A 26,325-nucleotide genomic window follows, 5' to 3' on the forward strand; every position below is an offset into this window, starting at 1 on the left:
TCCCACAGGAACCGAGTGGGTCGTGGGAGGGGCTTTAGCCGCGATGCTTTGAATCTAAGGCTTAGCGGCGAACCTGCTTCAAGGTCTCAGCAATCAAAAACGCCAATTCCAGCGACTGGTCTGCATTCATCCGCGGGTCGCAGTGGGTGTGGTAGCGATCCGACAAACCATCTTCAGTAATCGGTCGCGAGCCACCGATGCATTCGGTGACGTTCTGCCCGGTCATTTCGATGTGGATGCCGCCGGCATAGGTGCCTTCGGCTTCGTGCACCTGGAAGAACTGTTTGACCTCGGCAAGGATCTGCGCGAAGTCGCGGGTCTTGTAGCCGCTGGACGCCTTGATGGTGTTGCCGTGCATGGGGTCGGAACTCCACAGCACGTGGCGGCCTTCCTCTTTTACCGTACGCAGCAAACGCGGTAGGCCGGCTTCGACCTTGTCGGCGCCCATGCGCACGATCAGGTTGAGGCGGCCGGGATCGTTGTCCGGGTTAAGGATGTCGATCAGGCGGATCAGGTCTTCGCTGCTCATGCTCGGACCGCACTTCACCCCGATGGGGTTGCCGACGCCACGCAGGAATTCGACATGGGCACCGTCAACCTGACGGGTGCGGTCGCCAATCCACAGCATGTGCGCCGAGCAGGCGTAGTCGCCGCCGGTGAGGCTGTCGCGGCGCACGAAGGCTTGCTCGTAATTCAGCAGCAGCGCTTCGTGGGCGGTGAAGAAGCTGGTTTCGCGCACTTGCGCCAAGGTGTCCATGCCGCAGGCGCGCATGAAGGCCAGGGTTTCGTCGATGCGGTCGGCCAACTGGTTGTACTTCTCGCCCAGGGCCGAGTTCTCGATGAACTCCAGGTTCCACTTGTGCACCTGGTGCAGGTCGGCAAAACCGCCTTGGGCAAAGGCGCGCAGCAGGTTGAGGCTGGCAGTGGACTGGTGGTAGGCCTGCAGCAGGCGCTCCGGGTCCGGCACACGGCTGCTGGCGTCGAAGCCGATACCGTTGACGATGTCGCCGCGGTAGGCCGGCAGGGTGACGCCGTCGATGGTTTCGTCATTGGAGGAGCGCGGTTTGGCGAACTGGCCGGCCATGCGCCCGACTTTTACCACCGGGCTGCCGGCAGCGAAGGTCATGACGATGGCCATCTGCAGCAGCACCTTGAAGGTGTCGCGAATTTTCGCCGCGCTGAACTCGGCAAAACTCTCGGCGCAGTCGCCCCCTTGCAGCAGAAACGCGCGCCCCTGGGTGACCTCGGCAAACTGGCGGCGCAGTTCGCGCGCTTCGCCGGCAAACACCAGCGGCGGATAACCGGCCAGGGTTTGTTCGACTTGGCTCAGGTGGGCGGCGTCTGGGTACTGCGGTTGCTGCTGGATGGGTTTAGCTCTCCAGCTGCTGGGGCTCCATGGTTGCGACATCGAGGTTCTCGGCTCAAGCAGATCAGGTGGACGGGCATGGTAACCGATCAGCCCGGGCTCACAAGCGCAGAGGCTGTCGATTGGCGTGATAGAGACGCTGCATACGCGCTTTCAGAACAGTTTCCACGGTGCAATCAGCAGCAGCCCGGTGATCAGCAGCAGGCCATAGATGCCACGGCGGAAATGCCGCTCGTCCACCTGCCGATGCAGGCGCTCGCCGAGCCATACGCCCAGCACCAACAGCGGGGCAAAACTCAGCACCTGCGGCAGTGCTGGCAGCAGCCGGCCATCGAGCAGAAACGCCAGGGTCAGCAGGCCATTGAGGGTGAACCACACCGCCACCAGGGTCGCCCGTAGACGGCTTTTATCCAGCGGGCTGCCAGCCAGTGCGAAGACCAACAGCGGCCCGCCGGAGGCGAACAAGCCATGGCAGATGCCGGCAGCGGTGGTGATGGCGCGCATGACCCAGTTCGGCACATGGCGGACCTTGTCGCTGGGCTTGCGCAGCAGTTCGCGCGCGGCGAACCACAACACCAGCACGCCAAAGCCGCGTTTCAGCGCCTGGCCGTCCAGCCACGGCAACAGGCAATAGCCGAGCAGGGTGCCGACCAACATGCCCGGCAGAATGCTGCCCAGCAGCAGGCGCCGGTCGATCAGCCGCCGGTAGCGCCAACTGAGGTAACCGGTCATGCAGATATTCAGCGGCACCAGAATGGGCAACAGTTGCTCGATAGGCAGCAACAGGGCGCCCAGCGACAGAGCGATGACCACGCTGCCAAAACCGGTAATGGCTTCCAGGGTGTACGCCAGCAGAATAAAAACCCCTAGCGCCAGGTGAACCTCAAGAGGCATTCGCGGTGGCGCCCAATGGCGTCGCGTGCGGCTCCGGAAGACGCAGCTCGGCGGCGTGTTCGGCAATGCTCTGGCGGTAGGTGTCTTTGTGCACGTAGTAGGCCATGCGCTCCAGTTCCAGGTACTGGTAGCCGCCGTCCAGGCGAATGCTCGCGCGCTCGCGTTTGGTGGTCTGGAACGCTTTGGCCGCCGGGCTTTCGGCTTGCAACTGGCGAATAAACAGGGCCACCAGTTCGGCCTGCTCGGCACGTCCCTGCCAACCCAGGCCCGAGGCTTCGACCATGCCCATCATGAACAGGTCGTCGTACTCGGGGTGGAACACGTTGAGGTACAGCTTCGGCGCCCCGGCGTTCTGCGGCCAGTTGAGGTGGCTGCGCTCGATGAAGGGGTAGTCCAGCTTGTAGCCGGTACCTTGCAGAATCAGGTCGTACTCGGCCTGCTCGCCATCGGTGAAAGTCACCCATTTGCCGTCGACGTTGGCGACGTCGCGACGTGCCTTGATGTCGCCGTGGCCGAGGTGATGCAGCACCAGCGAGTTCACCACCGGGTGCGATTCGTAGAGTTTGTAGTCGGGGTCGGGCAGGCCGTAGTTGGATGGCTTGCCGATCAGCGCGCGAATTAGCAGGCCGTCGATGCGCTGCTTCAAGGCGCGCGGCAGTTTTACCGCGCCGCCGAAGGTGTCGATGGGGCGGCCGAGGAGGAATTTCGGCAGGAAGTAATAGCCGCGACGTACCGACAGGTCGACCGAGGCGGCGCGGTGCACGGCGTCCACCGTGATATCGCAAGCCGAGTTGCCACAGCCCACCACCAGTACCCGTTTGCCGCTGAAAACTTCTGCTGAGCGATAGTCACTGGAGTGCAGCAGCTCCCCGCTGAACTGCCCCGGCAACTTGGCAAAGTTGGGCTTGTGCAGGGTGCCGTTGGCGATCAGCACGCCGTCGAACTGCCACTCGCGGGTGACCCCGGCTTTTTCCGTGTACAGCTTCCAGCCCTTGTCCTGACGCTCCATGCGCAGCACGCGGGTGCCGAACTGGTAGTGCTCGTAGAGGCCGAAGTGCTCGGCGTAGTCGCGGAAATAGCGGCGCATTTCGCTGTGGTGCGGGTAGGGCGCCACGTCGTCGCGCATGGGGAATTCGCTGAACTGGGTAGTGCCTTTGGAGGAGATCAGGTGCGCCGAGTCGTACATGGTGCTGTGCGGGTTATCGATGTCCCACAGGCCGCCGACGTTGTCGTGCAGCTCGAAGCCGACGAAGCTGATGCCGTGCTTCTGCAGTTGACGGGCTGTGCATAGGCCCATGGGGCCGGCGCCAATAATCGCGTACATAACAATCTCCCGTTCAGGTCGCGTGAAAACTACTGCGCTCGGTTAGGCGGCGTTAAAAACGGGATCACAATGCGCATTGGCTACAGCCAACTCCGCTTGTTCGCCCTGCCCTTGGACTAGAAAGGCCTTGCCTACCCTTCGCTCGCTACGTTTTCACACGACCTGAGCATTTTTATTCTAGTGAGGGGGTACAAAGTGGGCGAATTATCGCGTGACCGGGCCCCGGCTCATCAATGACAATCGGCGCCTTTCTCGGCAACGCCTGGTCGGCGATGTCACGGTGGATTTTGGAGAGAACAATGCCTGAACAGCCGCCACGGGACGAGCTGACCGAAGAGCTTCTGTTGGCCGAGGTGCACGACGAGCACGGCGTGATCAAGGTCATGCAGGTGGGCGACTACCGCTTTCTCGAGTTCGGCGATGCCATCGAGCAGAGTTGCGTGTTTCTGCCCGATCCCACTTGGCTGGAGTACGACTACACCCGCGCCATGTTCATTGGTGCGCTGAGCCATGGGCAGCCGGAGAGCGCGTTGTTTCTCGGCCTGGGCGCCGGCACCCTGACCCAGGCGTGCCTCAAATTTCTGCCGCTGGACGATGTGGAAGCCATCGAGCTGCGCCCGGACGTGCCGCGCCTGGCCATGGAATTCATGGGCCTGGACGACGATCCGCGTCTGTATGTGCGCATTGGCGATGCCCTGGAGTTACTGGAAAGTGCGGAGAACGCCGACCTGATTTTCGTCGATCTCTACACCGACACCGGCCCGGCCGTTGGCCATTTGGCCTGGCGTTTCCTCGAAGGCTGTCAGCAGCGTTTGAATCCGGGCGGCTGGCTGGTGATCAACCAGTGGGCCAGCGATGACGGCAAGCCGCTGGGCGCGGCGCTGCTGCGTGGGTTGTACCACCGGCACTACTGGGAGCTGCCGGTGAAGGAGGGCAATGTGATTCTGATCGTGCCGGCCGACCTTGATCAGCAACTGGATATCGCCGCGCTGGAGCAACGCGCAGCGGCATTGCAAACCCAGCTTGGCTATTCGTTGCAGCCTTTGATCGACCTGGTTCGCCCGGCCACCTGATTCAACGCCCTTTAAATTCGCCCGGGCGGCGTTCCTGCATGGCGCGCACGCCTTCCTGTGCATCTTCGCTGGCCATCAGCTGGCGCATGGTGGCCGGCAGGGCAGAGGCCGCCGCTGCTTCCCCTTCAACCACCGCCTGACGGGCTGATGCCAAGGTCGCCTGCACACCCAGCGGTGCTTGTGCGACCACCCGTTCGGCGAGCTGCAGGGCGCGCGGCATCAACTCTTCGCTGGCCAATACTTCCTGTACCAAGCCCAGGCGACAGGCCTCATGGGCATCGAACTCATCGCCGGTCAGCAGCCAGCGCATGGCATTGCCCCAGCCTGCAGCCTGATGCATACGCAAGGTCGCACCACCAAACGGGAAGATGCCGCGCTGCACTTCCATCTGCGCGAAGCGGGTGTTGCTGGCGCACAGGTTGATGTCCGAGGCCAGCATCAGTTCGATGCCGATGGTGTAGCAATAGCCCTGCACGGCAACGATCACCGGCTTGCTTACCCGTGGCCCGCCGAACACGCCCCAGGGATCGCAACCGCCCGGGGGAATCTGCCAGCCACTGACAAAGGTGGCGGCGACATTGGCCAGGTCCAGCCCGGCGGTGAAGTGTTCGCCATGGGCAAACACCAGCGCCACCCGCGCTTCGGTATCGCGTTCAAATTCGCCATAGGCCAGGGTCAGGTCGTTGAGCAGCGGCAGGTCGAAGGCATTGCGTTTGGCTGGTCGGTCCAGGCCGATCAACATGATGTGGCCACGCTTTTCACGAGTTACACGGCCTTCATTGCTGCTGCTCATGACGAATTATCCTTATTAGAAGTGGCGAGAAAGAGGGCGACTCGTGCGGTATAGCTGGGCTGCTTTACCTTGTCCATGTACGGCTGTGTGCTACGGTTCACAAGCGTTGCAGCGGTCTAGTCCGGTGACCGGCCAGCGGAGCGTAAGGATTTTCTTGGCAAAACTTACACCGAGGTCAAGATTTTCCGGTATAGTGCGCGCCGGCTTCAGACAGCCGTGTTCAGGTTTTGCAGGTTTTTCCCGAAGCGAGCTTCGGGTGCAGTTCACCAAGTGAACGTCCTGAATATCTTCTTTTTTCATTAATACGTTTTCGCAAATCCCCGCCTACAGGGCTGCCAGGGTTACCTTCGGGTCTTACACGGCATGCGCAGCTTTGGAACATGGGTCTTTGCGGATGCACTTTGAGGCAGACCCATGACCCAGGTATCCGGCGGCTTCGCCGCGCTCGGACTTAACCCCAATATTCTCGCTGCAGTAATCGCTACCGGTTACGAAGAGCCGTCGGCTATTCAATTGCAGGCCATTCCGGTCATTCTTGCCGGCCACGACATGATCGGCCAGGCGCAAACCGGTACCGGTAAAACCGCCGCGTTCGCTCTGCCAATTCTCAGCCGTATCGACCCGGCCAAACGCGAGCCTCAGGCCCTGATCCTGGCGCCAACCCGCGAGCTGGCTCTGCAGGTTGCTACCGCTTTTGAAACCTACGCCAAGCAAATGCCAGGCGTGAACGTGGTTGCCGTTTACGGCGGCGCACCGATGGGCCCACAGCTGAAAGCCATCCGTAATGGCGCTCAGATTGTTGTGGCTACCCCGGGTCGTCTGGTTGACCACCTGCGTCGCGACGAGAAAGTGCTGTCGACTATCCAGCACCTGGTGCTCGACGAAGCGGACGAAATGCTCAAGCTGGGCTTCATGGACGACCTCGAAGTTATCTTCAAGGCCATGCCAGCTACCCGTCAGACCGTGCTGTTCTCGGCCACCCTGCCGCACTCGATTCGCGCCATTGCTGAAAAGCACCTGCGTGAGCCGAAGCACATCAAAATCGAAACCAAAACCCAGACTGTGACTGCCATCGAGCAAGCTCACCTGCTGGTTCACGCTGACCAGAAGCACGCTGCTGTATTGCGTCTGCTGGAAGTGGAAGACTTCGACGCGCTGATTGCCTTCGTACGGACCAAGCAAGCCACCCTGGACCTGGCCGCCGCGCTGGAAGCCAAGGGTTATAAAGCTGCTGCCCTGAACGGTGACATCGCCCAGAACCAGCGTGAGCGCGTAATCGACTCGCTGAAAGATGGTCGTCTGGACATCGTTGTTGCTACCGACGTTGCTGCTCGTGGTCTCGACGTACCGCGCATCACCCACGTAATGAACGTGGACATGCCGTACGACCCGGAATCCTACGTACACCGTATTGGCCGTACTGGCCGTGCCGGTCGTACCGGTCGCGCGCTGCTGCTGGTGACTCCACGTGAGCGCCGTATGCTGCAAGTGATCGAGCGCGTAACCGGGCAGAAAGTGGCCGAAGTACGCCTGCCGAACGGCCAGCAAGTACTGGACGCCCGCATCAAGAAACTGACCAACGCCCTCGCGCCGCTGGTTGCCGATGCCGAAGCCAGCCACGGTGATCTGCTGGATCGTCTGACCGCTGACATCGGTTGCAGCCCGCGTGCCCTGGCCGCGGCCCTGCTGCGCAAGGCCACCAATGGCCAAGCGCTGACCCTGGCTGACGTTGAGCGCGAGCAGCCACTGGTTCCGACCAGCGCACCGCGTGAGCGCAGCGAGCGTCCTGCTGGTTCCGAGCGCAGCGAGCCGCGTGAGCGTCGCGCACCGATGCCACTGGCCGAAGGCCGTGCCCGTTGCCGTACCGCCCTGGGCGCACGTGACGGTATCGCCGCCAAGAACCTGCTGGGCGCGATCCTCAACGAAGGCGGCCTGGCCCGCGAAGCGATCGGCCGCATCCAGGTGCGCGACAGCTTCAGCCTGGTCGAGCTGCCGGAAGAAGGTCTGGAGCGTCTGCTGACCAAGCTGAAAGACACTCGCGTAGCCGGTAAGCAGCTGAAGCTGCGTCGGTATCGTGAAGACTGATTCAGTCGCTTAACAAAAAACCCGCCTAGTGCGGGTTTTTTTATGGCTTTAAAAAGCAAAAAGCTCGCGGCTGAAGCCCCTCCCACAGGGATCGCATATTCCCGTGGGAGGGGCTTCAGCCGCGATGTCCTTGATCTTCAATCGAACCGATAAATATCCATCCCCAGCGCCCCCATGGTGAACCCCTTGTGCGCCACGCTGAACGTACCGCCCGCACCGCGGGCAAAGTACAGCGGCAACAAGTGTTCATCCCGCGGGTGGCTGCGCACGGCGAAGGGCGCCTGGCTGCGGTAGTCGTGCAGCGCTTGCTCATCGTCAGCGGCGAGGTGGTCGACCATCCAGTCGCGGAAGGCTTTGGCCCAGGGCTCGATTACGTCCGGGCCGGCACGCCAGTTCAGTTCACCGAGGTTGTGGGTGATGCTGCCCGAACCGATCAGCAACACGCCTTGCCCACGCAGGCTGGTCAGCGCTTGCCCGACACGGGTCTGAAACGCCGGGCCGAGACGGGTGGGAATCGACACTTGGGCGACAGGAATATCTGCATCCGGGTACATCAAACTCAGCGGCACCCACACACCGTGGTCGAACACGCGGGTGGCATCCAGCTCGGCCGGCAGGTCGGCGGCCAGCAGCAGGTCGCGGGCTGCTACCGCCACATCCGGTGCGCCGGGGGCTGGGTATTGCACGGCATACAGCTCCGGCGGGAAACCGCCGAAGTCGTGCCAGGTATCGGGTCTCGGGTTGCTGTTCACCAACAGTTGATTGCTTTCCCAGTGCGCCGACACCACCAGAATCGCCTTCGGGCGCGGCAGTTCGGCTGCCAGGCGAGCCAGCGCCGGGCCACTGGCGCCGGGCTCTAGCGCCAGCATGGGCGAGCCATGGGAAATGAACAGGCTAGGGAGCGACATGGGTAAATCCTCAATATTCATGGCGGCATCTTCGAGCTTGGATATATCGAAAACCAGTATAAAATTTCGAGCAATTTGATCGAATTAGTGAGGCAATCATGCAGCCCGACTTCTGGCTGAGACGCTGGCAGAACAACCAGATCGGCTTTCATGCCGCTACCACCAATGCCTATCTGCAGCAGTACTGGTCGCAGTTGAAGGTGGCCGCCGGGGCGCAGGTGCTGGTGCCGTTATGCGGCAAGAGTCTGGATCTGGTGTGGCTGGCGGGGCAGGGCTATCGCGTGCTCGGGGTGGAGTTGGTGGAGCGGGCGGTGGAGGATTTTTTCCGCGAGCAGGCGCTAGAACCGTTGGTACGCGAGCACGGCGCCTTCCGCATCTATCAAGCGGCCAATCTGCAGCTGTGGTGTGGCGATATCTTCGCCCTGACTGCTGAGGATGTCAGTGAATGCACCGCGCTGTACGACCGCGCGGCGTTGATCGCCTTTCCATCAGCGATGCGTGAGCGCTATGCACAGCACCTGACCCGTGTGCTGCCGAGTGGCTGCGAGGGCCTGCTGGTGAGTCTCGACTACGATCAGGCGCAAATGGACGGTCCGCCGTTTTCGGTGTCGGATGAAGAGGTGCAGGCGCTGTTAGCAGACTGGGCGCCTGAATTGCTGCACATCGAGAACGGGCTGCAAGCTGAAGAGAACTGGAAGTTTTTGCAGCGAGGCCTGAGCCGCATGGACGAACGCATCTACCGCCTGCAACGCTCTTAAAAACATCGCGGCTGAAGCCGCTCCTACAGGTGAAATGCGATCCCCTGTAGGAGCGGCTTCAGCCGCGATGCTGTTTTTTAACGGGCATAAAAAAGCCCCAGTCGAAACTGAGGCTTTTGAATTTGGCTCCACGACCTGGACTCGAACCAGGGACCCAGTGATTAACAGTCACTTGCTCTACCAACTGAGCTATCGCGGAACAGCTGTCTTGCGACAACGGTGCGTATCCTACTGATTCAAAAGGGGAAGTCAAGCTTGAGCAAGCTTCCCCTGAAGATTTTTACAGGACGTTGGCGATGGCGTGAGTGACGGCGCCGAGGTTGCGGGTGTTCAGTGCGGCGACGCAAATGCGGCCGGTGCTGACGGCGTAGATGCCGAACTCGTTCTTCAGGCGTTCAACCTGCTCGGCGGTCAGGCCGGAGTAGGAGAACATGCCGCGTTGCTGGGCCACGAAGCTGAAGTCGCGCTTGGCGCCGAGGGCGGCCAATTGCTCGACCATGGCCACGCGCATGTCACGAATGCGCACGCGCATCTCGCCCAGTTCTTCTTCCCACAGGGCGCGCAGTTCCGGGCTGTTGAGCACCGAAGCGACCACGGTGGCGCCGTGGGTTGGCGGGTTGGAGTAGTTGGTGCGGATTACGCGTTTGACTTGCGACAGCACCTTGGCGGCCTGTTCTTTCGACTCGGTGACAATTGACAGCGCACCGACACGCTCGCCGTACAGCGAGAAGGATTTCGAGAACGAGCTTGAAACGAAGAAGGTCAGCCCCGATTTAGCGAACAGGCGCACGGCGGCGGCGTCTTCTTCGATGCCGTCGCCAAAGCCTTGGTAGGCGATGTCGAGGAAGGGCACGTGCTCGCGCTCTTTCAGCACTTCGAGAATGTTCAACCAGTCGTCAGTGCCCAAGTCCACACCGGTCGGGTTGTGGCAGCAAGCGTGCAACACTACCACCGAGCGTGCGGGCAGGGCTTTGAGGTCTTCCAGCAGGCCGGCGCGGTTTACGCCGTGGGTGCTGGCGTCGTAGTAACGGTAGTTCTGCACCGGGAAACCGGCAGATTCGAACAGTGCACGGTGGTTTTCCCAGCTTGGGTCGCTGATCGCGACCACGGCGTCTGGCAGCAGACGCTTGATGAAATCGGCACCAATTTTCAGCGCGCCGGTGCCGCCGAGGGCCTGGGTAGTGACCACGCGGCCTTCGGCCAGCAGGGCCGAGTCGGCACCGAAAATCAGTTTCTGTACGGCCTGGTCGTAGGCAGCGATGCCTTCGATCGGCAGGTAACCACGCGGTGCATGCGCTGCAATACGGGCTTGTTCGGCTTGAGCGACGGCACGCAACAACGGAATGCGGCCTTCTTCGTTGCAGTAGACACCCACGCCAAGGTTTACCTTGGTGGTGCGGGTGTCGGCGTTGAATGCTTCATTGAGACCAAGGATAGGGTCACGCGGAGCCATTTCGACGGCAGAGAACAAACTCATGATGCGGGAGCTCGAAGAAGAGGGTGGTAAACCAAAACAACCGCCTTGCTACGCAGGTGCTAGGGGTTGCGCAAGTGGGCCGCTAGTATAGCGACCAAGGTTGCGTGGGGCGATAACGTCTGCACGCATTTCGCCAGGTTTGACGTAGGGTTTTTCGCCACGTCACAGCCTTTTGTCGAGGTAATGAATGTCGCAGTTTCAGTTAGTGACCCGTTTTCAGCCCGCTGGCGATCAGCCAGAGGCCATTCGACAAATGGTGGAAGGCCTGGAAGCCGGCTTGTCGCACCAGACCTTGCTGGGTGTGACCGGCTCGGGCAAGACCTTCAGCATTGCCAACGTGATCGCCCAGGTGCAGCGCCCGACGCTGGTGCTGGCGCCGAACAAAACCCTGGCCGCGCAGTTGTATGGCGAGTTCAAGAGCTTCTTCCCGAACAACTCGGTGGAGTACTTCGTCTCCTACTACGACTACTACCAGCCCGAGGCCTATGTGCCGTCCTCGGACACCTTTATCGAGAAAGACGCCTCGATCAACGACCATATCGAGCAGATGCGTCTGTCCGCCACCAAGGCGCTGCTGGAGCGTTCGGACGCGATCATCGTCACCACCGTGTCGTGCATCTATGGTCTGGGCGACCCGCAGTCGTACCTGAAAATGGTCCTGCACCTGGACCGTGGCGACCGCATGGACCAGCGCGAGCTGCTGCGCCGCCTGGCCGACCTGCAATACACCCGCAACGACGTCGACTTCGCCCGCGCCACCTTCCGCGTGCGCGGTGATGTGATCGATATCTTCCCGGCGGAATCAGATCTGGAGGCCATCCGCGTCGAGCTCTTCGACGAAGAAATCGAAAACATCGCCTCGTTCGATCCGCTCACCGGCGAGGTGCTGCGCAAATTGCCGCGCTACACCCTGTACCCGAAAAGCCACTACGTGACGCCGCGGGAAAACCTGCTGAGCGCCGTGGAGAACATCAAGGTCGAGCTCAAGGAGCGCCTGGAATACCTGCGCGCCAACAACAAGCTGGTGGAAGCTCAGCGCCTGGAGCAGCGCACCCGTTTCGACATCGAGATGATCGTTGAGCTGGGCTACTGCAACGGCATCGAAAACTACTCGCGCTACCTGTCCGGGCGGGGTTCAGGCGAGGCGCCGCCGACCCTGTTCGACTACCTGCCAGCCAATGCTTTGCTGGTGATCGACGAGTCCCACGTCAGCGTGCCGCAGGTCGGCGCCATGTACAAAGGCGACCGCTCGCGCAAGGAAACCCTGGTGGAGTACGGCTTCCGTCTGCCCTCGGCGCTGGACAACCGCCCCATGCGTTTTGACGAGTGGGAGTCCATCAGCCCGCAAACCATCTTTGTGTCCGCCACGCCGGGCAACTACGAAGCCGAACATGCCGGGCGCGTGGTCGAGCAAGTGGTGCGGCCGACCGGCCTGGTCGATCCGCAGATTGAAGTGCGCCCGGCGACCACCCAGGTCGACGACCTGCTTTCGGAAATCAAGAAACGCAGCGCCATCGATGAGCGTGTGCTGGTCACCACCCTGACCAAACGCATGGCTGAAGACCTCACCGATTACTTGGCCGACCATGGCGTGCGTGTGCGTTATCTGCACTCGGACATCGACACCGTTGAACGCGTGGAGATCATCCGCGACCTGCGCATTGGCGCCTTCGATGTGCTGGTGGGCATCAACCTGTTGCGCGAAGGGTTGGACATGCCGGAAGTGTCGCTGGTGGCGATTCTCGATGCCGACAAGGAAGGCTTTCTGCGTTCCGAGCGCTCGCTGATTCAGACCATTGGCCGCGCCGCGCGTAACCTCAACGGCCGGGCAATTCTGTATGCCGACCGCATGACCGGTTCTATGGAGCGCGCCATCGGCGAAACCGAGCGGCGCCGCGACAAGCAGATCGCCTTCAACCTGGCCAACGGCATCACCCCGAAAGGCGTGAAAAAAGACGTTCAGGACATTCTCGAAGGCGCCGTGGTACCGGGCTCGCGCAGCAACAAGCGCAAAGGCATGGCCAAGGCCGCCGAAGAAAACGCCCGCTACGAAAACGAACTGCGCTCGCCGAGCGAAATCAACAAACGCATCCGTCAGCTGGAAGAGAAGATGTACCAGTTGGCCCGCGACCTTGAGTTCGAAGCGGCAGCGCAGATGCGTGACGAGATCACCAAGCTGCGGGATCGGTTGTTGCAGGTGTGAGTTAAGGGCGAGGTTTTTTGTGGGAGGGGCTTTAGCCGCGATGCTCTTGATTTTAAAAGCTCGCGGCTAAAGCCCCTCCCACAAGGTTATTCGTTGCCGCTGATGCCGAGGGCAACCATCTTTTTGTACAAGGTCGAACGCCCCAGGCCGAGGCGTTTGGCTGCTTCCACCACGTTGCCGTTGTGCGCGGCCAGGCTCTGTTCGATCAGTTCGCGCTCGAAGGCGGCGCGGGCGCTGTAGAAGTCCTGGTCGCCACTGAGCTTGGGCATGATTCCAGCAGGCAGCGGACTCAGCCGGCCAATCGCTACCCGCAGCGCGGCCGCATTCAGCAGCGGCTCATCACTGAGCAACGCTGCCCGTTCCAGCACATTACGCAGCTCGCGGATATTGCCCGGCCAGGCATGGCTGGCGAGCAAAGCCAGGGCGTCGTTGGCCAGTTCGAAGTGCCCGCGTCCGTCACCTACCAGCAGCTCATCGAGAATTGCCTCGCACAGCGCCGGCAAGTCATCCAGGCGTTCGCGCAGCGGTGGCACCTGAATTGGCAGCACATTCAGGCGGTAGTACAAGTCGGCGCGGAAACGGCCATCGGCGACCGCGCTTTCCAGGTCCAGGGAGGTGGCGGCGATCAGGCGAATATCGCTGCGCAGCATCTGGTTGGAGCCAACGGGCTCGTACTCTTTTTCCTGTAACACCCGCAGCAGTTTGCTTTGCAGGGCTAAGGGCATGTCGCCAATTTCATCGAGAAACAGGGTGCCGCCTTCGGCCAATTGCAACTTGCCTGAACGGCCTTTGCGGTCGGCACCGGTAAAGGCGCCAGGAGCGGTGCCGAAGAACTCCGCTTCCAACAGGTTTTCCGGAATCGCCGCACAGTTGACGCTGACAAAGGGCTTGTAAGCGCGGGCACTGGCACTGTGAATGGCGTGGGCCAGCAGCTCTTTGCCGGTGCCTGTTTCGCCCAGCAACAGCACCGGCGATTCGCTGCTGGCACCGCGCCGGGCGTGGCGTTTGACCTCCAGGCTGCGGGCGCTGGTGCCAATGAAATGGGAGAAGCTGTACTTGGCTTGGCGCGCCTGCAGCAGGGAGCGGGTGGAAGCCAGCTCCTTCTGAATCTGGGTAAACCGCGTGACCAGCGGTGCCAGGCGGGTGAGCTGGTCGAACAAGGCAAAACCGATGGCGCCGATCACTTTGCCGACAGCGTCATGGATTGGCAGACGCATCACCACCAGCGGGCCGTTGGGGGTGTCGAGCATGTCCAGCAGGATCGGCTCGCCGGTCTGGGCTACCTGGCGCATCAGGCTGCCGGGAATGACCTTTTCCACTTCCTGGCCGACGGCCGCTTTGGCGCTGGGCTGGCCATAACGGCGGGCATAGCGCTCGTTCATCCAGACGATGCGGGCGTCCTTGTCGACGATCACCGTGCCCTCGCTGGACTGCTCAACAATCTCGAACAACGAACGGATCGCCAACTGGCGCACCTGCCGGTAGTCCTTGAGGTTGTCGGAGTCTTTCATTGTGCGCAGGCCTTGAGCGGGAGAGGGTGCCAGCGTGCCAGAAATGCCAAAGGCGCGCGCGGGGGCATTGTTTGTCTGTTTCGATCAATGCGGCAGAAAAAGCAAATTATCAAGGCAGGCGCTAAGGGGGATGCTCGAACGCTGGCGGCGTTACGCAAGTGGAACTAAATCGCCAGCAGCGCCACTGATCCGTAGGTTGGGTTGAGCGCAGCGAAGCCCAACGATCCGCCGCATCTTCGCACTGTTGGGCTTCGCCGTTGGCTCAACCCAACCTACTTCGCAAAACAATAAAGACGAGGTTCGGGCATGAATACTCAAGTCGAAAAAAGCCGTTACGCGCGTTTTGCCATGCGCTGCTCCAATTGGGCGGAGCGCTGGTTTCCGGATTCCTGGGTGTTCGCCACCCTGGCCGTGTTGCTGGTGACGGTGGCCGTATTGGCCATGGGCGCCCCCGCCGCGCAGGCGGCCAAGGCATTTGGTGACGGATTCTGGAGCCTGATCCCGTTCACCATGCAGATGGCGTTTGTGGTGATTGGCGGTTACGTGGTGGCCAGTTCCGGCCCGGCCTCGCGGCTGATTGATGTGCTGGCGCGGGTGCCGAAAAACGGCCGCTCGGCGGTGGCCTGGGTGGCGCTGATTTCGATGGCAGCCTCGTTGCTCAACTGGGGCCTGAGCCTGGTCTTCGGTGGTTTGCTGGTGCGTGCCCTGGCGCGGCGGGAAGAGCTGCACATGGACTACCGCGCAGCTGGCGCAGCGGCCTATTTGGGGCTGGGCGCGGTATGGGCGCTGGGGCTGTCGTCGTCGGCGGCGCAGTTGCAGGCCAACCCCACCAGCTTGCCGCCCTCGATCCTGGCGATTACCGGCGTGATCCCCTTTACCGAGACGATCTTTCTCTGGCAGTCCGGCCTGTTGTTACTGGCGTTGGTGGTGGTCTCCCTGGTGATTGCCTACGTCACGGCGCCCAGTGCGGCCAGTGCGCGGGATGCCAAGGCCTGTGGCATCGACCCGAGCTTCAACGCGGCGAAACTGGAAAAACCCACGCGCCCAGGTGAATGGCTGGAGCACAGCCCGCTGCTGATCATTGTGTTGGTGCTGCTGGCCGCCGGTTGGCTGGCCCAGGAGTTCGCCAGCAAGCCGGCCATCGTCGCCATCTCCGGGCTGAACACCTACAACCTGCTGTTCCTGATGGTGGGTGCCTTGCTGCATTGGCGGCCGCGCAGTTTTCTCGACGCCGTGGCGCGTGCGGTGCCGACTACCACCGGGGTGCTGATCCAGTTCCCGCTGTATGGCTCGATTGCCGCGATCATGACCACGGTGAACGGCGGCGACGGCCAGACCCTGGCGCACCACATCTCCACCTTCTTTGTGCAGATCGCCTCGCACGACACCTACGCGCTGCTGATGGGTACTTACTCGGCGGTGCTGGGGTTCTTCATTCCCTCGGGCGGCGGCAAGTGGATCATTGAGGCGCCGTATGTGATGCAGGTGGCCAACGAACTGCAGTACCACCGCGGCTGGGCGGTGCAGATCTACAACGCGGCGGAGGCGCTGCCGAACCTGATCAACCCGTTTTACATGCTGCCGCTGTTGGGCGTGTTGGGGCTGCGGGCGCGCGACTTGATCGGCTTCTCGTTCGTGCAGTTGCTGGTGCATGCGCCGCTGGTGTTGTTTCTGCTCTGGGCGTTGGGCACGACCTTGACCTATACGCCGCCGGTGGCGCCTTGAGGGCACAGCGGTAATCCCTGTGGGAGGGGCTTCAGCCGCGAGCTTTTAAAATCAAAAGCCTCGCGGCTGAAGCCCCTCCCACAAAAGAGCGATCAATGCTTGGCGAGAAACGCCTTGGCCGCGCGCGAGCCATTGGCTTTGCCGAGCACTTCGCAAATGCCCTGGCCAGCGGCAATCAATTTGCCCATGTCGATGCCAGTCTCGATGCCCATGCCATTGAGCATGTACAGCACGTCCTCGGTGGCGACGTTGCCGGTGGCGCCTTTGGCATAGGGGCAACCGCCGAGGCCGGCGACCGAGCTGTCGAACACCGCAATGCCTTCTTGCAGGCTGGCGTAGATATTCACCAGGGCCTGGCCGTAGGTGTCATGGAAATGACCGGCCAGTTTGTCGCGCGGAATATCGCGGCCGACCACTTCGAACAGGGTTCTTGTGCTGCTCGGTGTACCGGTGCCAATGGTGTCGCCCAACGACACTTCGTAACAGCCCATAGCGAACAGCTCGCGGGCGACCATGGCGACCTGCTCAGGCGGCACTTCACCTTCATACGGGCAACCGAGCACGCAGGAGACGTAGCCGCGCACCGTGATCTGGTGTTGTTTGGCCAGTTCCATCACCGGCTGAAACCGCGCCAGGCTCTCGGCGATGGAGCAGTTGATGTTTTTCTGCGAGAAGGCTTGCGAGGCTGCGGCGAATACCGCGATTTCGGTGACACCGGCTTCAATCGCTGCTTCCAGGCCCTTGAGGTTGGGCGTCAGCGCGCCGTAGGTAACGCCCGGCAGACGCTGGATCTGGGCAAACACCTCAGCTGAACCAGCCATCTGCGGCACCCATTTGGGTGAGACAAAGCTGCCGACTTCGATATAGCCCAGGCCGGCGGCGGACAGTTGGTCCACCAATGCGACCTTTGCCGCCACGCTGATGGCCTGTTTCTCGTTCTGTAAACCGTCACGCGGGCCGACTTCGACCAGGCGGACGTGGGAGGGCAAGGGCATAGCAGTCTCCAAGTCAGGTACAAAAAGCTCGCGGCTAAAGCCCCTCCCACCAGGGACCGTGATTCCTTGTGGGAGGGGCTTTAGCCGCGACGGCCATTACGCTATTCCAACTCCACCAACACCGCACCTTCCGCGACCATCTCACCCTCGGCGCAATACAACGCTTTGACGGTGCCATCCTGCGGGGCGCGAATGCTGTGTTCCATTTTCATTGCTTCCAGCACCACCAGGGCGGTGCCGGCTTGCACGCTTTGGCCGGGCTCGACCAGCAGGCGCACGATACTGCCGTTCATGGGCGCCGTCAGCCCGCCGTGTTGCTGATGGCTGGCGTCGGCGGCGGCAATTGGGTCGAACAGTTGCACCGCGTGCAGTTCGCTGTGCCACTGCAGATACAGCGTCGCGCCTTGGCGAATGGCCAGATGCTGATGGCGCAGGCCATTGTCGTCCACCAGCAGGTAGTCGCCGCGGCGTTGCACGCTGCTGTCGCTGCCACGCAAACGAACCACCTGGTGTTCGCCAGCGCAGCTCAGGTGCAGGTCGGTTTCCGCTGGCAGACCGGCGCGCCAGCCGCTACTGGTGGTCCAGGGAGCGTGCGGGTCGTCGTCACGTTGCGCGGGCGTCTGGGTCAGTTGCCAGGCGCGGGCGGCCAGTTGCCAGAAGGCCACCGGCAGTTCGCCAGGGGCGGGCAGCAGTTGCTGCTGATAACGGGGAATGAAACCGGTATCCAACTCCGCTGCCGCAAAGGCCGGGTGAGCGAGGATGCGCTGCAGGAAGGCCAGGTTGGTTTTCACCCCGCCAACGGCAAACTCGCCGAGCATGGCCAGCAGACGCAGACGCGCGTCTTCGCGGTTGTCGCCCCAGGCAATCAGCTTGCCCAGCATCGGGTCGTAGAACGGCGACACCTGATCACCCTCGGCCACACCGCTGTCGACCCGCCGGCCAACGCCAGGCGTCGATTCGCGGTACAGCTGCAAGGTGCCGGTGGCCGGCAGAAAATCGTGGTCCGGGTCTTCGGCATACAGGCGCACTTCAATCGCGTGGCCAATCAGCGGCACCTGTTCCTGCGTCAATGGCAGCGCCTCGCCTCGGGCCACGCGGATCTGCCAGGCCACCAGGTCGAGGCCGGTGATGGCTTCGGTCACCGGGTGTTCCACCTGCAGGCGGGTGTTCATTTCCATAAAGAAGAAGTCGCCGCGGGCATCCAGCAGAAATTCCACAGTGCCGGCACCGACGTAGCCGATCGCCTGGGCTGCTTTTACCGCTGCTTCGCCCATGGCTTGGCGTAGCTCCGGGCTCAGGCCGGGGGCGGGGGCTTCTTCGACCACTTTCTGGTGGCGGCGCTGGATCGAGCAGTCGCGCTCGTTGAGGTACAGGCAATTGCCATGCTGGTCGGCGAACACCTGAATTTCCACGTGCCGCGGTTTGAGCACGTACTTTTCCACCAGCATTTGACTGTTGCCGAACGACGACAGTGCTTCACGCTGGGCAGAGGCCAAGGCTTCGGCCAGCTCGCTTTCCTGTTCCACCACCTTCATGCCTTTGCCGCCGCCGCCCGCCGTGGCTTTGAGCAGCACCGGGTAGCCGATGCGCTCGGCGGCGGCGCGGAAGGTGGCAATGTCCTGCGCCTCACCGTGGTAGCCGGGCACCAGCGGCACGCCGGCGGTTTCCATCAACGCTTTGGCCGCCGACTTGCTGCCCATGGCGTCGATGGCCGAGGCGGGCGGGCCGAGGAAGATCAGCCCGGCCGCTTCGATGGCGCGGGCGAAACCGGCGTTCTCGGACAAGAAACCGTAGCCCGGGTGAATCGCCTGGGCGCCGCTGGCCTGGGCCGCGGCAATCAGTTTGTCCACCAAGAGGTAGCTGTCTGCCGGCTTGGCGCCGCCGAGGTCTACGGCCTGATCGGCTTCGCGCACATGCCGGGCATTGCGGTCGATGGCGCTGTGCACGGCCACGGTGCTGACGCCCAAGGCCTTTGCGGTGCGCATCACGCGGCAGGCGATTTCGCCACGGTTGGCGACTAACAGACGGCTGATCATGACTGCGGCTCCTGCCAGGCGGGTTTGCGCTTGCTGAGAAAAGCGTTCAGGCCTTCTTGCCCTTCGGCGCTGACGCGGATCCGGGCGATGGCGTTTTCGGTGTAGCGACGCAGGGCCGGGGTGAGCACGCCGCTGCCGACTTCGTGCAGCAGCTGTTTGCTCGCCTGCATGGCCTGCGGGCTGTTGAGCATCAGGGCGGCGGTCCAGTTGTTGACTTCGTTTTCCAACTGTTCCGGCGCGTAACTCTCGGCCAGCAGGCCCAGCTGCTGCGCGCGCTCGCCGTCGAAACGTTCGGCGGTCAGCGCGTAGCGGCGCGCCGCACGCTCGCCGATGGCTTGCACCACGAACGGGCTGATCACCGCCGGCGCCAGGCCGATGCGCACTTCCGAGAGGCTGAGCTGTGCATCGCGGGCGCCGATGGCCATGTCGCAGCAACTGATCAGGCCCAGTGCGCCGCCGTAGGCAGCACCTTGCACCACCGCCAGGGTCGGCACCTTGAGGTGATACAGGCTGTGCATCAGCTCGGCGAGTTCACGGGCGTCGTTGAGGTTGGCGTTGTAGTCGAGGGCGGCGGACTGCTGCATCCAGGCCAGGTCGGCGCCGGCGCAGAAATGTTTGCCACGCCCGCGCAGCAGCATAAAGCGGATGCTGCGGTCGGCCTTGATCAGGTCGAGGGCGAGGATCAGCTCGCGGATCATCTCGGCGTTGAAGGCGTTGTTTTTCTCCGGGCGATTGAGCCACAGGGTGGCGATGCCGTTGGCGGAGATGTCGAGTTCTACAGTGGTGAAGTCAGTCATTGCCACATTCTCTGTTGGGCTGCGCGGACCCTGTGGGAGGGGCTTTAGCCGCGATAGGTCTGGCATAAATCAAAAGCATCGCGGCTGAAGCCCCTCCCACAAGGAACGAGGTTCGCCGCCAAGCGCTACATCCGGAATACACCAAACTGGGTCGGCTCGATCGGCGCATTGAGGCTGGCGGACAGCGCCAGGGCCAGCACCTCTCGGGTTTGCGCCGGGTCGATAACGCCGTCGTCCCACAGTCGCGCGCTGGAGTAGTAGGGGTGACCCTGCTGCTCGTACTGGGCGAGGATCGGCTGCTTGATCGCCGCTTCCTCGTCGGCACTCAACTGCTGACCGCTGCGCTCAGCCTGTTCACGTTTTACCTGGGCCAGCACGCCAGCCGCCTGTTCGCCGCCCATCACACCAATGCGCGCGTTGGGCCACATCCACAGAAAACGCGGGTCGTAGGCGCGGCCACACATGCCGTAGTTGCCGGCGCCAAAACTGCCGCCAATGATCACGGTGAACTTCGGCACCTTGGCGCAGGCCACGGCGGTCACCAGCTTGGCGCCGTGCTTGGCGATGCCGCCGGCTTCGTATTTCTGCCCGACCATAAAGCCGGTGATGTTCTGCAGAAACAGCAGGGGAATGCCGCGCTGGCAGGCCAACTCGATAAAGTGCGCGCCTTTTTGTGCGGACTCGGCGAACAGAATGCCGTTGTTGGCGATGATCGCCAGCGGGTAGCCGTTGAGGTGGGCGAAGCCGCACACCAGCGTGCTGCCGAACAGGGCCTTGAACTCGTCGAACTGCGAGCCATCCACCAGGCGCGCGATCACTTCGCGCACATCGAACGGCTGCTTGGCATCGGCCGGAATCACCCCATACAGCTCGTCGCTGGCATACAGCGGCAGCTGCGGAGGGCGGCTGTTCAGTTGCCCCTGTTTGCGCCAGTTGAGGTTGCTGATGCAGCGGCGGGCGAGGGCCAGGGCGTGCTCATCGTCTTCGGCATAGTGGTCGGCCACACCGGAGGTTTTGCAGTGCACGTCGGCGCCGCCAAGGTCTTCGGCACTCACCACTTCACCGGTGGCGGCGCGCACCAGCGGCGGCCCGGCGAGGAAGATGGTGGCCTGGTTGCGGACCATGATGGTTTCGTCGGACATGGCTGGCACATAAGCGCCGCCAGCGGTGCAGGAACCCATCACCACGGCTATCTGGGCGATGCCCATGGCGCTCATGTTGGCCTGGTTGAAGAAGATTCGGCCGAAGTGTTCGCGGTCGGGGAACACCTCATCCTGACGCGGCAGGTTGGCGCCGCCGGAGTCCACCAGGTAGATGCACGGCAGGCGGTTTTCTTTTGCGATGGTTTGCGCGCGCAGGTGTTTTTTCACTGTCAGCGGGTAGTAGCTGCCGCCTTTGACCGTGGCGTCGTTGGCCAGAATCATGCACTCCACGCCTTCGACGCGGCCGATGCCGGCAATCACCCCGGCGGCGGGTACGTCTTCGCCATACACCTCATGGGCAGCGAGTTGGCCGACTTCAAGAAAGGCCGAGCCAGGGTCGAGCAGGCGGTTGATGCGCTCGCGCGGCAGCAGTTTGCCCCGTGAGGTATGGCGTTCTTGCGCCTTGGCGCCGCCGCCTTGCTGCACTTGGGCGAGCAGGGCGCGCAGGTGATTGACCTGCTCGAGCATGGCGCCGGTGTTGGCCGCGAACTCGGGGGTGCGGGTGTTGATCTGGGTGGTGAGGATGGCCATGGGGCGCTCCTGAGCATGCGGGCTTTTTCTCCCCTCTCCCGCGTGCGGGAGAGGGGCCGGGGGAGAGGGCCTGGCCCGGCGCAGATCGTGCGCGCAGCTTGCCCTCTCCCTAACCCTCTCCCGTAAATGGGAGAGGGGACCGACCGAGTGGAATTAGCGGGTTTCGTTGAACAGCTCGCGGCCAATCAGCATGCGGCGGATTTCGCTGGTGCCGGCGCCGATCTCGTAGAGCTTGGCGTCGCGCAGCAGGCGGCCGGTGGGGAATTCGTTGATGTAGCCGTTGCCGCCGAGAATCTGGATCGCGTCCAGGGCCATCTGCGTAGCACGCTCGGCGCTGTAGAGGATCACCCCGGCAGCGTCTTTACGCGTGGTTTCGCCACGGTCGCAGGCATTTGCCACGGCATACAGGTAGGCGCGGCTGGCGTTGAGCTGGGTGTACATATCGGCGACTTTGCCTTGGATCAGCTGGAATTCGCCGATGGCCTGGCCGAACTGTTTACGGTCGTGGATGTACGGCACCACCACGTCCATGCAGGCCTGCATGATGCCGATGGGGCCGCCGGACAACACTACGCGCTCGTAGTCGAGGCCGCTCATCAACACCTTCACGCCGCCATTGAGCACGCCGAGGATGTTTTCTTCCGGCACTTCCACGTCATCGAAAAACAGCTCGCAGGTGTTGGAGCCGCGCATGCCCAGCTTGTCGAACTTGCTGCTACGGGAGAAACCCTTCCAGTCGCGCTCGACAATAAAAGCGGTAATGCCGTGGGCGCCTTTTTCCAGGTCAGTCTTGGCGTAGATCACGTAGGTGTTGGCGTCCGGACCGTTGGTGATCCAGGTTTTGCTGCCGTTGAGCACGTAGTGGTCGCCACGCTTGTCGGCACGCAGCTTCATCGACACCACGTCGGAGCCGGCGTTGGGCTCGCTCATGGCCAGCGCGCCAACGTGCTCGCCGCTGATCAGCTTGGGCAGGTACTTGGCTTTCTGTGCGGCCGTGCCGTTGCGGTTGATCTGGTTGACGCAGAGGTTGGAGTGGGCGCCGTAGGACAGGCCGACCGAGGCCGAACCGCGGCTGATTTCCTCGATGGCCACCACGTGGGCCAGGTAGCCGAGGCCGGCGCCGCCGTACTCTTCGCTAACGGTGATGCCGAGCAGGCCCATGTCACCGAACTTGCGCCACATGTCGGCGGGGAACAGATTGTCGCTGTCGATGGCAGCGGCGCGCGGGGTCAGTTCGGCGGCGACGAAGGCTTGCACCTGGTCGCGCAGCATGTCGATGGTTTCGCCGAGGGCAAAGTTCAGGGAGGGATAGCTCATGGGGCACCTGCTGATTATTTTTGTTGGGCTTGCGCCGGGAAAGGTGGTTAAGCGGGAATCTGCGCCATGGCGGTCAGGCAGCGCTCTTCGGCGGTGTCGAGCTCCAGTTGCATCTGTTCGATGTCGAGCAATTGCTGGCGCAGCTGTTCGCGGCGCTCGGCGATCTTGCGCATAAAGGTTTCGAGTTGTTTGTGGTTGCCGGTGGGGTCGTAGAGCTCAATCAGCTCGCGGCATTCAGCCAGGGAAAAACCGATGCGCTTACCGCGCAGAATCAGCTTCAGCGAGACCTTGTCCCGCGCCGAATAGATACGTTCCTGGCCACGGCGCTCGGGACTGAGCATGCCTTGTTCTTCATAGAAGCGGATGGCTCGGGTGGTGATGTCCAGCTCGCGGGCCAGGTCGGAAATGCTGTAGGTGGTCGGCATGGGAAAACGCTCTAGGGGGTTCTTACCTTTACGTTAACGTAAAGCAGATTTCCCTACAGCGTCAAGCCAGCTTTTATGCCTTGTGCGAGGCTTATTCTGGTTTTTTCGGGCTTTGCGGCGGTGGGTTGATGCCCATGGACACGTAAATGCTGGTGAACGCATCAACGCCGATATTGGCCGGTTTCACCCATTCCACTGGCACGTAGAGCAAGCCGCCGCCAATCGGGATAGGGGCAGTGGGCACCAGCACGGCGTAGTAATGACGGCCGTCGATATCGATGGGCTCGGGGTTGGGCATCAAGGCCAGAACCGCTACGCCGTCACCGCCGAAGAAGCACCACACCGGGCTCATGGCGTTGATATCGGCGCCTTCTTTCTTGTCCAGCAAGGCGACGAAACGATCGGCCAGGTTGTATAGCTTGCCGAACAGCGGAATGCGCCGCAGGGTCATGTCGGTCAGCCAGTCCAGCGGCTTGCGCAAACCGAGCTGGACGCCCAGGCCGAGCGCGTAGATGGCGACCACCAGCAAAACCGTGCCCAGGCCGTAAGCCAGGTAGGTGTTGCTGGCAAAGGGTTGACCCATGGCCGCGAAAACGCCGCCGATGTAGGTGGACGGCCCGATCACGCGGTTGAGCAGGCTGACTACCCAGGTCAGCAGAATCATGGTCAAGGTAAGCGGCAGCAACACGATCAGCCCCGCCAGCCAGGTGGTCAGCAGGGAGTTGAAACTCTTCTTAAACATCGGCACGTCCGCGGGCAATCAAGCAATGGCTTTGAGGGTGAATACCTGGGTGATCTGTTGCAACTGGCCGTCCCAGACGTAGCGCAGGTGCTCGCCCTGCACCGGAATACTGGCCGCCGGTGGGCGAAACAGGGCGGCACATTCGCCTTCGGCCAGCCGCACGCTGCGGTAGAGCAAACCCCAGGAGCGCAACTTGCGACGCTCTGCAGCAAAACGTTGGGGCAGGGCGTAGTTGTCGGGATTGGGGTCGTGCAACTCATCGAAGCCCTGGCGAATGTCGTCCAGCGGCTGCACCACCTTGCACACGTAGGTACGCAGGGTCAGCTCCATGCTCGGCTCGTGGGTGGCGCGCATAAAACGTTCGCGGTGGTAACGGGTTTCGGCGATGGCGGTTTGCAGCGTGCTGCCGCAGTAATACACGCCGTACTGGCCGTCGGTGAAACGGCTTTTGGCGCCGACATGGGTAAAGGCTGCCATCAGCGGCGAGGCGCCGGGGCCGCAGACGCGGTCTTCCGGTGCCACGTGGTTGAGCAGGCCGGCCTCTTCGCGCAGGCGGTCGTTGGTCAGGCTTTCAAGCAGAAAGGCTTGTTCGAGGTCGGCGGGGTCCAGCACGTCCTCGAACACCGAGATCGGCGGAAAGGAGCTGGAAACGATGCGATAGGCCCGCATCCATGCAGGCAAAACTTGAGTGGGTTGTTTCAACCACGTACTCCATCCAGGTAACGACGCACCACGGCAATATCCATCACGCCGCCGGCCAGCATCAACTGTAAGGCGCTCATACCGTTGAAGGGGGCTTCACTGTTGGCCTTGCGAATCCAGTCGTAGGTCGACGGTTTGTCGCCAAACAGAATGCGCAGGGACTTGTGAATGCCCATCAGGTACGACACCCGCTCAAGCGTGTCGCGGGGCAGGCGGATTTCCGGCAACTGGCGGTATTTGTACAGGGTGCTGCGGCCGATGGAGCCGAGCAGCACGGTCTGTTCTTCTACCGAGCAGTTCCATTTCTCCATCAGATTGAAGAAGAACTTCAGCGCCACATGGCCCGCGTGAGCGGAATCCAGATCAAGGGTGGCGCTATTGGTGGCGTTGGCGAGCGACATGGCGACTCTCCACAAGTGGACTTGAATGGAACATTAGTCCATTCGTGGAAGATTCGCAAATAGCCAACGATGCGGCCGGAACCGTGATACGGGGGCTTATGCGTCCTGAGCGCTGACCTGCTGGGCCAGCTCGATCATCTGCTCGCGCATCCAGCGGTTGGCCGGGTCCTGGTCGGTGCTTTCATGCCAATACAGGTGGGTTTCCACGGCCGGTACTTCCACCGGCACACCGACGTAATGCAGGTCGTGGCTGCGGGCGAAACGCTCGGGCACGGTCATCGCCATATCGGTTTTCTGCATCACCATCGAGGCCATCAGGTAATGCTGCGAGCGCAGCGCGATCTTGCGCTGGATGCCCATTTTGCCGAGGGTCAGGTCGACGTAGCCGAGGCCACTGCGGCGGCTGGAAATATGGATGTGGGTGAGCGACATATACTCATCCAGGCTCAGTTTTTCCTTGGCCAGCGGGTGGCCCTTGCGGATTGCGCACACATAACGGTCGGATAGCAACTTGACGTGGCGCACCTGCGGGTCGGTGTTCAGCGGCGCGTCAACGGCAAAGTCCAGGCGGCCGGCGGCTAGCTCTTTAGTGGTCTCGCGGCGCTTGGACAAAAAGCTTTCGATCTGCACTGCCGGGGCCTGGCGACGCAGGCGCTGGAACAGTGGCGGCAGAATGATCTCCTCGGTGAGGTCGGTCATGCTGATGCGGTAGGTCTTGTTGGCTTGCAGCGGGTTGAAGGTGCGGCTTTCCTGCACGGAAACGCGCAGCAGCGACAGGGCATTGCGGACCGGCCCGATGATGTTCTGCGCCATCGGCGTAGGCACCATGCCTTGCGCAGTGCGCACGAACAGCGGGTCGTTGAAGGTCTCGCGCAAGCGGGCCAGGGCGTTGGAAACGGCAGGTTGGGTGATGCCGACGATCTGCCCGGCGCGGGTCAGGTTGGCTTCGGTGTAGATGGCGTCGAAGACGATAAAGAGGTTGAGATCGACCTTGCTCAAATTCATTGCCAACGCGCTCCTGATCTTATTGGGATTGTGCTCAGTATCAGCCAATCATATA

Annotated in this window: 21 protein-coding genes, 1 tRNA gene and 1 pseudogene; 5 read left to right on the plus strand and 18 right to left on the minus strand. The window is 62.1% G+C overall.

Annotated elements, in window-relative coordinates:
* Window positions 1-61: 61 nt before the first annotated feature.
* The 3 genes from C8K61_RS01575 to C8K61_RS01585 form a co-directional block, all read right to left on the minus strand.
* The gene (locus tag C8K61_RS01575) at window positions 62-1,408 is read right to left on the minus strand and encodes a class II 3-deoxy-7-phosphoheptulonate synthase (protein WP_108094423.1); all 1,347 of its coding nucleotides are present in this window, start codon (window positions 1,406-1,408) and stop codon (window positions 62-64) included.
* Window positions 1,409-1,519: 111 nt separating this feature from the next.
* On the minus strand, window positions 1,520-2,260 hold the full coding sequence (locus tag C8K61_RS01580; protein ID WP_108094424.1) for a sulfite exporter TauE/SafE family protein: 741 nt from the start codon (window positions 2,258-2,260) through the stop codon (window positions 1,520-1,522).
* A complete protein-coding gene (locus C8K61_RS01585; RefSeq protein ID WP_108094425.1) occupies window positions 2,250-3,584 on the minus strand; it encodes an NAD(P)/FAD-dependent oxidoreductase in 1,335 nt (444 codons plus the stop codon). Before C8K61_RS01585 ends, C8K61_RS01580 begins: the two co-directional genes overlap by 11 nt.
* A 326-nt stretch (window positions 3,585-3,910) precedes the next feature.
* Between C8K61_RS01585 and C8K61_RS01590 the strand changes: the two genes are divergently transcribed.
* A complete protein-coding gene (locus C8K61_RS01590; protein WP_178086418.1) occupies window positions 3,911-4,657 on the plus strand; it encodes a spermidine synthase in 747 nt (248 codons plus the stop codon).
* Between the two features lies 1 nt (window position 4,658).
* Here C8K61_RS01590 and C8K61_RS01595 read toward each other — a convergent pair whose 3' ends face one another.
* A complete protein-coding gene (locus C8K61_RS01595) occupies window positions 4,659-5,450 on the minus strand; it encodes a crotonase/enoyl-CoA hydratase family protein (protein WP_108094427.1) in 792 nt (263 codons plus the stop codon).
* A gap of 380 nt (window positions 5,451-5,830) precedes the next feature.
* Here C8K61_RS01595 and C8K61_RS01600 point away from each other — a divergent pair.
* A pseudogene (locus C8K61_RS01600) lies at window positions 5,831-7,535 on the plus strand (DEAD/DEAH box helicase).
* A gap of 137 nt (window positions 7,536-7,672) precedes the next feature.
* Here the strand turns inward: C8K61_RS01600 and C8K61_RS01605 are convergent.
* Entirely contained in the window at window positions 7,673-8,443 is a 771-nt protein-coding gene (locus C8K61_RS01605) for a class III extradiol ring-cleavage dioxygenase (protein ID WP_108094429.1), read from the minus strand.
* Between the two features lie 98 nt (window positions 8,444-8,541).
* On the opposite strand from C8K61_RS01605, the gene C8K61_RS01610 reads away from it, so the two are divergent.
* A complete protein-coding gene (locus C8K61_RS01610) occupies window positions 8,542-9,201 on the plus strand; it encodes a thiopurine S-methyltransferase (protein ID WP_108094430.1) in 660 nt (219 codons plus the stop codon).
* A 123-nt stretch (window positions 9,202-9,324) separates the two neighbouring features.
* On the opposite strand, the gene C8K61_RS01615 is transcribed toward C8K61_RS01610, so the two are convergent.
* Together C8K61_RS01615 and C8K61_RS01620 are read right to left on the minus strand one after the other, a co-directional pair.
* A tRNA-Asn gene (locus C8K61_RS01615) sits at window positions 9,325-9,400 on the minus strand.
* 81 nt (window positions 9,401-9,481) lie between these two features.
* Entirely contained in the window at window positions 9,482-10,678 is a 1,197-nt protein-coding gene (locus tag C8K61_RS01620; protein ID WP_108094431.1) for an amino acid aminotransferase, read from the minus strand.
* 187 nt (window positions 10,679-10,865) lie between these two features.
* On the opposite strand from C8K61_RS01620, the gene uvrB reads away from it, so the two are divergent.
* Window positions 10,866-12,881 carry an excinuclease ABC subunit UvrB gene (gene uvrB, locus C8K61_RS01625; protein ID WP_108094432.1) on the plus strand — a complete coding sequence of 672 codons (2,016 nt, stop codon included), beginning with the start codon at window positions 10,866-10,868 and terminating at the stop codon, window positions 12,879-12,881.
* Between the two features lie 86 nt (window positions 12,882-12,967).
* On the opposite strand, the gene C8K61_RS01630 is transcribed toward uvrB, so the two are convergent.
* Window positions 12,968-14,392, minus strand: coding sequence for a sigma-54-dependent Fis family transcriptional regulator (locus C8K61_RS01630; RefSeq protein WP_108094433.1), 1,425 nt, complete (start codon window positions 14,390-14,392; stop codon window positions 12,968-12,970).
* Between the two features lie 306 nt (window positions 14,393-14,698).
* Between C8K61_RS01630 and C8K61_RS01635 the strand changes: the two genes are divergently transcribed.
* A complete protein-coding gene (locus C8K61_RS01635) occupies window positions 14,699-16,117 on the plus strand; it encodes a short-chain fatty acid transporter (RefSeq protein WP_108094434.1) in 1,419 nt (472 codons plus the stop codon).
* Between the two features lie 92 nt (window positions 16,118-16,209).
* Here the strand turns inward: C8K61_RS01635 and C8K61_RS01640 are convergent, their stop codons facing one another.
* The 10 genes from C8K61_RS01640 to C8K61_RS01685 form a co-directional block, all read right to left on the minus strand.
* Window positions 16,210-17,112, minus strand: coding sequence for a hydroxymethylglutaryl-CoA lyase (locus tag C8K61_RS01640; protein WP_108094435.1), 903 nt, complete (start codon window positions 17,110-17,112; stop codon window positions 16,210-16,212).
* Window positions 17,113-17,213: 101 nt separating this feature from the next.
* Window positions 17,214-19,148 (minus strand): acetyl/propionyl/methylcrotonyl-CoA carboxylase subunit alpha, encoded by a 1,935-nt coding sequence (locus C8K61_RS01645; RefSeq protein ID WP_108094436.1) that lies wholly within the window; start codon window positions 19,146-19,148, stop codon window positions 17,214-17,216.
* The gene (locus C8K61_RS01650; RefSeq protein WP_108094437.1) at window positions 19,145-19,945 is read right to left on the minus strand and encodes a gamma-carboxygeranoyl-CoA hydratase; all 801 of its coding nucleotides are present in this window, start codon (window positions 19,943-19,945) and stop codon (window positions 19,145-19,147) included. Before C8K61_RS01650 ends, C8K61_RS01645 begins: the two co-directional genes overlap by 4 nt.
* Window positions 19,946-20,070: 125 nt before the next feature.
* A complete protein-coding gene (locus C8K61_RS01655) occupies window positions 20,071-21,678 on the minus strand; it encodes a carboxyl transferase domain-containing protein (RefSeq protein WP_108094438.1) in 1,608 nt (535 codons plus the stop codon).
* 153 nt (window positions 21,679-21,831) lie between these two features.
* A complete protein-coding gene (locus C8K61_RS01660; protein WP_108094439.1) occupies window positions 21,832-22,995 on the minus strand; it encodes an isovaleryl-CoA dehydrogenase in 1,164 nt (387 codons plus the stop codon).
* A 47-nt stretch (window positions 22,996-23,042) separates the two neighbouring features.
* Window positions 23,043-23,420 carry a MerR family DNA-binding transcriptional regulator gene (locus C8K61_RS01665; protein WP_108094440.1) on the minus strand — a complete coding sequence of 126 codons (378 nt, stop codon included), beginning with the start codon at window positions 23,418-23,420 and terminating at the stop codon, window positions 23,043-23,045.
* Between the two features lie 91 nt (window positions 23,421-23,511).
* On the minus strand, window positions 23,512-24,162 hold the full coding sequence (locus C8K61_RS01670) for a DUF502 domain-containing protein (RefSeq protein ID WP_108094441.1): 651 nt from the start codon (window positions 24,160-24,162) through the stop codon (window positions 23,512-23,514).
* Between the two features lie 18 nt (window positions 24,163-24,180).
* Window positions 24,181-24,831, minus strand: coding sequence for an RES family NAD+ phosphorylase (locus C8K61_RS01675; RefSeq protein WP_108094881.1), 651 nt, complete (start codon window positions 24,829-24,831; stop codon window positions 24,181-24,183).
* 29 nt (window positions 24,832-24,860) lie between these two features.
* Complete coding sequence (locus tag C8K61_RS01680; RefSeq protein WP_108094442.1) at window positions 24,861-25,265, minus strand: MbcA/ParS/Xre antitoxin family protein; 405 nt, start codon at window positions 25,263-25,265, stop codon at window positions 24,861-24,863.
* Window positions 25,266-25,361: 96 nt separating this feature from the next.
* Entirely contained in the window at window positions 25,362-26,270 is a 909-nt protein-coding gene (locus C8K61_RS01685; protein WP_108094443.1) for a LysR family transcriptional regulator, read from the minus strand.
* Between the last annotated feature and the right edge of the window lie 55 nt (window positions 26,271-26,325).

Origin of the sequence: Pseudomonas sp. GV071 (genome assembly GCF_003050835.1) — a bacterium.
In the GTDB taxonomy this organism is placed as follows: Bacteria; Pseudomonadota; Gammaproteobacteria; order Pseudomonadales; family Pseudomonadaceae; genus Aquipseudomonas.